This window comes from Deltaproteobacteria bacterium, assembly GCA_019309045.1.
In the GTDB taxonomy this organism is placed as follows: domain Bacteria; phylum Desulfobacterota; class Syntrophobacteria; order BM002; family BM002; genus JAFDGZ01.
Genome location: JAFDGZ010000126.1, coordinates 1 through 6,011, shown reverse-complemented (window position 1 = coordinate 6,011; position 6,011 = coordinate 1). Strand labels below are relative to the sequence as shown.

Here is a 6,011-nt window from a genome sequence, read left to right as displayed (position 1 = left end):
AAGCGGTCCCTGGAGGAGCCGGTGCGGCAGATTGCCAACAATGCTGGTTATGAGGGTTCTGTGGTAGTGGAGCGGCTCAAGGGCGAGCAGGGAGCCTTTGGCTTCAATGCGGAGGCCGAGGAATATGAGGATCTGACCGCCGCAGGGGTGATCGATCCCACCAAGGTGGTGCGTTTTGCCCTGCAGAATGCGGCGAGCGTCGCCTCGCTGCTGCTCACCACCGAGGCCATGGTGGCGGAAAAACCTGAAGAAAAAGAACAGATGCCAGCAATGCCCCCAGGAGGAGGCGGCATGGGTGGTATGAACGGCATGATGTAGTGGCAGCTTTACCCGGAGACCCACACCCTTGCAGGGGTGTGGGTTTTTTTATGGGCGTTTATTCTTGCAACTCCACTTGCTATCCTGTAATTTAATTGAATTATCAAGTTGCCCCTGCCCTGGAAGCATCTTCTTTCCCTCGACCGCTATTGGAGAAGGAGAAGAGCTTGGACCTGAGGCGGCAGAGAAGAGGCCTGAGCCATGCCATGGCAGTTGACTCAGCTGGCGGCCGGAGTTTGTCTCGGGGAGGATGACACAGGTGCATGACAGCAGAGATATGCAGCAAAGTGAATTCTACTCCCGGGAGGACATGCTGCTCGGTGTGTCTCGCTCTTTTGCCCTCACCATTCCAGAGTTGCCTGCAAGACTGCGAGACGTTGTGGGCAATGCCTATCTGCTCTGCCGTATTGTGGACACCATTGAGGACGAGGCAAATCTGAGCATCGACCAGAAGCGCTTCTTTTTCCAGCAGTTCAACGGCGTGCTCCACAACAAGGCGTCGGCTCGGGAGTTCGCTTCGGCTCTCTACCCTCTGCTCGGCAGCAAGACCCTGCCCCCCGAGAAAGAGCTGATCCGCTGCGCCCCTCGTGTTGTCAAGGAGACGCACAGTTTCTCGCCCCGCCAGCAGAGAGCACTCAAGCGCTGCGTCAGCATAATGTCAGCTGGCATGGCCAGGTTCCAGGAAATAAAAAACTGTAACGGCCTCGAGAACCTCTCCGAGCTCAACAGTTACTGTTATCATGTGGCGGGTGTGGTTGGCGAGATGCTCACAGAACTTTTCTGCGCCTACTCGCCAGAGATCGACCGTCAGCGCCAGCGGCTTCTGAGTCTGGCGCCATCTTTTGGCCAGGGACTCCAGATGACAAATATTCTCAAAGATGTCTGGGATGACAGGCGCGGAGGAGCCTGCTGGCTGCCAAAGGATGTGTTCTTGCATTTCGGCTTTGATCTGGCTGATCTTTGCGAGTCCGAGCACCAGAAGGCTTTTGGCAATGGAGTGGCGGAATTGATTGGCATTGCTTGCTACCATCTCCAGCAGGCGTTGAACTACACCCTGCTCATACCCAGACACGAAACAGGCATACGCCGCTTCTGCGCCTGGGCCGTGGGCATGGCGATTTTTACCCTGCGAAATATAAACAACAAGAGGAGCTACACCAGCGGCCAGGAGGTGAAAATCACTCGCAGTACCCTCAGACGGATCATACTGGCCACAAATCTGGGGATCAAGAGCAACTCTGTGCTGCAGTTGCTTTTCAGACTGAGCACGAAAAATCTGCCCGAGCCCACTCTTCTACCTTTCATGACAGGAGATGGCCGCCTGGAAAAAGACGCTGTCTCTCTTTCCCAGTGATTATTGAGCCGAGAGAACTCAGCAGCCTGTAAATCTGTCAAATCAGGAACTGCCGCTGACAGCCGTGCGATCGCCGGGCAACAGGCCAGGAACTCTCCGTGGCGGGATTTTCTCTTGACAATGGACACTGGTGTGATAATTTCCATAACTTATCGTTTTTATTATAAACAGGGCAGTACAGGAAGTTCTGGGAGTGACAGATGGATTACAGAAAAACGCTCAATTTGCCGAAGACAGCTTTCCCCATGAAGGCCAATCTGGCCCAGCGAGAGCCGGCAATCTTGCAAAGGTGGGATGCCATGGACCTGTATGGCAGACTTCGAGAAGAGAGCAAGGACAGGCCCCGCTACGTCCTGCACGACGGCCCCCCCTATGCCAATGGCCACATCCACCTTGGCACTGCTCTCAACAAGATTCTCAAGGACATGATTGTGCGCTCCCGACAAATGTCTGGCTTCAACAGCGTCTATGTGCCGGGGTGGGACTGCCACGGCCTGCCCATAGAACACCAGGTGGAGAAAGAGCTGGGTGCGCGCAAACTGACGATGAGCCAGCTCGAATTGCGCAAACGCTGCCGCAAGTATGCCGAGAAGTTCATCGACATTCAAAGGGAAGAATTCAAACGACTGGGAGTGGTGGGAGACTGGCAGCAGCCATATCTGACAATGTCCTATGACTATGAGGCAACCATTGCCCGAGAGCTGGGCAAATTCATCGTGCAGGGAAGCGTCTACCGCAGCAAGAAACCCATTTACTGGTGCACCTCCTGCCAGACAGCCCTCGCTGAAGCAGAAGTAGAATATCATGAACACGAGTCACCATCCATCTATGTGAAATTCCCACTGGTTACCGACCTGAGCACCCTGGTGCCGGAGACCACCGGCAGGAAAGGCTACGTGCTCATCTGGACCACCACTCCCTGGACTATTCCGGCCAACCTGGCCATAGCCCTGCATCCGGATTTCGTCTATAGCGTGGTGGCCATCCGGGATGAATTCTGGATCATGGCAGAGGCGCTTGTAGAGGCAGTCATGGCAAAGGCCGCAGTATCCGACTATGAAGTCGTGGGCCGTCTTGCTGCCAGGGAGTTCGAGGGATGCAAGTGCCGGCATCCTTTCCTGGAGCGTGATTCCATCATTGTTTTTGGCTCATATGTGACCCTGGATGTTGGCACCGGCTGCGTGCACACTGCTCCGGGCCACGGCAGAGAGGACTTCGAAACCGGCGTCAAATACGGTCTGGATATTTACTCACCGCTCGATGACGATGGTCGTTTCACCGAGGATGTGCCATTTTTTGCGGGGCAATTCGTCTTTGAGGCCAATCAGGCAGTGACCGACAAACTTGCTCAGAGCGGCAGCCTTCTCTGCCAGGAGAGCCTGGTCCATTCCTACCCACACTGCTGGCGCTGTCGGAATCCGGTAATTTTCCGCGCTACTGAACAGTGGTTCATCAGCATGGAAGCAAATGGGCTCAGGGACAAGGCCCTGCAGGCCATCAGAAACGAGGTCCAGTGGATACCGAGCTGGGGTGAGGAGCGCATCTACGGCATGATCGCCAGCCGCCCGGACTGGTGTATTTCCAGACAGCGGGCCTGGGGGGTTCCCATCACCCTCTTTTATTGTGATGAATGCGGCGAGATCCTGGCTACTGCCGAGGTCCTGGAACATGTGGCCCAGCGGTTCGCCCGGGAAGGGGCTGACATCTGGTTTGCCGAAGAAGCCGCAGCCCTTGTGCCGCCAGGGACTGCCTGCGCCAGTTGCGGCGGCACCAGTTTCTCGAAAGAAATGGACATCCTGGACGTCTGGTTCGACTCCGGGGTGAGCTATGCAGCAGTGCTGGAGAAGAGAGAGGACCTGCACTCACCAGCTGATCTCTATCTGGAGGGCAGCGATCAACACCGGGGCTGGTTTCACAGTTCTCTTCTTGCTGCAGTAGGAACCCGAGAACATGCTCCATACAGGGCGGTCTTGACTCACGGCTACGTGGTGGACGGCCAGGGCCGCAAGATGTCCAAGTCGCTGGGGAACGTTATTGTGCCAGATGAAGTCATCAAGAAATATGGTGCCGAGATTCTCAGGCTCTGGGTGGCAGCTGAAGACTATCGCGATGACATTCGCATCTCTGCTGAGATCCTCAAGAGACTGTCAGAGGCCTATCGCCGCATTCGCAACACCTGCAGATTTCTCCTGGGCAACCTCTATGACTTTGACCCCCGGCAGCACGCCGTGTCCTGGGAATCCATGGAGCCTCTGGACCGCTGGGCCCTGCATCAGCTGCAACAGCTGATTCGCACAGTCCGTGGTGCTTACGAGCGCTTCGAATTTCACAAGATATATCACGCCATTCATAACTTTTGCACGGTGGATCTCAGTTCTTTTTATCTCGATGTGCTGAAAGACAGGCTGTATGTTTCTGCGCCCGACTCTGGCAAGCGGCGTTCAGCCCAGACCGCTCTGTTCGAAGTGGCAGTCTGCCTGGTGCGCCTCATGGCACCCATTCTGGCAATTACTGCAGAGGAAGTCTGGGAGCACTTGCCTGAATTTCCAGACAAGAAAGAGAGCGTACATCTGGAGCAGCTTCCCGAACCCCGGGCCGCATACGAAGACGCCGACCTGGCAGAACAGTGGCGTCGTATTCTGGAGATTCGCTCAGAAGTGAATCGCTGTCTGGAGGCTGCCAGACAACAGAAGACCCTGGGGCATTCCCTGGATGCCGAGGTGACCCTGGGGGTTAGCAAACCGCTCAGGGAACTGCTCGAGAGTCAGGGCCAGGGCTTGCACCACATTTTCATCGTGTCCAAGTTGATACTCAGAGACTATGAAGAGGTGCAAGATGGGACCCGGTCGGTGGATGTGCCCGGCCTGGTCATCAGAGTGACTCCGGCCAGGGCGGAGAAATGCAGCCGCTGCTGGATCCATGATGAGAGTGTTGGCACATATCCCGAACATCAGGGAATATGCAGCCGCTGCCTGACAGAGCTGCAGGCTATTGTGCAGAGTCAAGGTGGATGATCTTGAAATATTTCCCTACACTGTTCGGCGTGGTGGCTGCGAGCGTGCTGCTGCTGGATCAGACAAGCAAGGCGCTGGTAAGTGCTACCCTGTACATGCACCAGGTGGTCCCTGTGCTGGACGGTCTGTTCAATTTGACCAGAGTCCACAATACCGGTGCTGCCTTTGGCCTGCTGGCTGGCAAGGCGTCTGTTTTGCGGACCCTTTTCTTCCTGGGGGTGTCCCTGGCTGCAATGAGCATGGTGTTGTGGCTTGCTCGGGGGCTGCGGGCCGGCCAGAAGATAGAATGTGTGGCGCTGGCACTGATTTTTGGTGGAGCGCTCGGCAATGTGGTAGACAGGTTGAGGCTGGGAGAAGTAATAGATTTTATTGACCTCCACTACCGAGGGCTTCACTGGCCAGCCTTCAATGTGGCCGATTCGGCCATCAGCACCGGAGTGGTCATTCTCCTCTGGCGCCTGCTGTTTGCCAAGAAATAAACTGCTGCCTGCTGCAAGCAGCTGCCCTGAAGTTGATCCTGAGACATGGTGCCGGCAGAAATGAGAAGGTCCTGGCGAAGGTTGGGCGCCAGCGGCGCTGCCTGGAATATCACAGTGCTGGCTCTGCTGTCTCTATGGCCTGTGTCACAAAACTGAAAAAAATAGCCAAACAGCCGAATATTTTTACTTGATTTTTATTTTTTTGTGATTTATAAAGGTTTGATTCGCTGGCGTAGCTCAATGGTAGAGCAGCTGATTTGTAATCAGCAGGTTGCGGGTTCGAATCCCATCGCCAGCTCCAGGGTTTTTGCTGATGAAACGAATGCCGGCCTCCGGGAGGAGGCTTCAGGGCGAGGAGAGGTTCCCGAGCGGTCAAAGGGAGCAGACTGTAAATCTGCCGGCGCAGCCTTCGGAGGTTCGAATCCTCCCCTCTCCACCAGCAAAGGAATACGTAGGAGATAGTGGCGACGGACCATTATCGCTAGGCACTACACCTTTCTCTCAATACTCATCTGGCGAAAGGTTGCCACATTGCGGGTCTGACTCATGCCGACCCGAGGCGTACACCCGGTCCGTTCATCATAGTGCCCATACCCGAGCCCACGTAGCTCAGTTGGTAGAGCACTTCCTTGGTAAGGAAGAGGTTCACCGGTTCAAGCCCGGTCGTGGGCTCCATCTTCTCTGGGAAGAGACGTTGTTGTTTCATATGTTTGTCGAGCTCTAAACTTGCGCAGGAGGAACCGCCATGGCGAAGAAGAAGTTTGAGAGGACGAAGCCGCACATCAACATAGGAACGATAGGGCACATAGATCATGGCAAGACTACATTGACGGCAGCGATCACGAA

Annotated in this window: 5 protein-coding genes and 3 tRNA genes; all 8 read left to right on the top strand. The window is 55.4% G+C overall.

Annotation, left to right across the window (positions count from 1 at the left end; translation table 11 throughout):
- A partial coding sequence (groEL, locus tag JRI89_16205) for a chaperonin GroEL (GenBank protein MBW2072777.1) occupies window positions 1-318 on the top strand: 318 nt, incomplete at its 5' end.
- A gap of 250 nt (window positions 319-568) precedes the next feature.
- Window positions 569-1,672: a phytoene/squalene synthase family protein gene (locus JRI89_16200; protein ID MBW2072776.1), complete on the top strand. Its 1,104-nt coding sequence runs from the start codon at window positions 569-571 to the stop codon at window positions 1,670-1,672.
- 200 nt (window positions 1,673-1,872) lie between these two features.
- The gene (gene ileS, locus JRI89_16195; protein MBW2072775.1) at window positions 1,873-4,686 is read left to right on the top strand and encodes an isoleucine--tRNA ligase; all 2,814 of its coding nucleotides are present in this window, start codon (window positions 1,873-1,875) and stop codon (window positions 4,684-4,686) included.
- On the top strand, window positions 4,683-5,165 hold the full coding sequence (lspA, locus tag JRI89_16190; protein ID MBW2072774.1) for a signal peptidase II: 483 nt from the start codon (window positions 4,683-4,685) through the stop codon (window positions 5,163-5,165). Before ileS ends, lspA begins: the two co-directional genes overlap by 4 nt.
- A 226-nt stretch (window positions 5,166-5,391) precedes the next feature.
- Window positions 5,392-5,466 (top strand) — tRNA-Thr (locus JRI89_16185).
- Window positions 5,467-5,519: 53 nt separating this feature from the next.
- Window positions 5,520-5,604 (top strand) — tRNA-Tyr (locus JRI89_16180).
- A 159-nt stretch (window positions 5,605-5,763) separates the two neighbouring features.
- A tRNA-Thr gene (locus JRI89_16175) sits at window positions 5,764-5,840 on the top strand.
- A 70-nt stretch (window positions 5,841-5,910) separates the two neighbouring features.
- A partial coding sequence (locus tag JRI89_16170; protein MBW2072773.1) for a hypothetical protein occupies window positions 5,911-6,011 on the top strand: 101 nt, incomplete at its 3' end.

Bases quoted from the DNA above. Each gene is read 5' to 3' on its own strand.
- JRI89_16200 (MBW2072776.1), top strand. From the start codon at position 569: ATGACACAGGTGCATGACAGCAGAGATATGCAGCAAAGTGAATTCTAC.
- ileS (MBW2072775.1), top strand. From the start codon at position 1,873: ATGGATTACAGAAAAACGCTCAATTTGCCGAAGACAGCTTTCCCCATG.
- lspA (MBW2072774.1), top strand. From the start codon at position 4,683: ATGATCTTGAAATATTTCCCTACACTGTTCGGCGTGGTGGCTGCGAGC.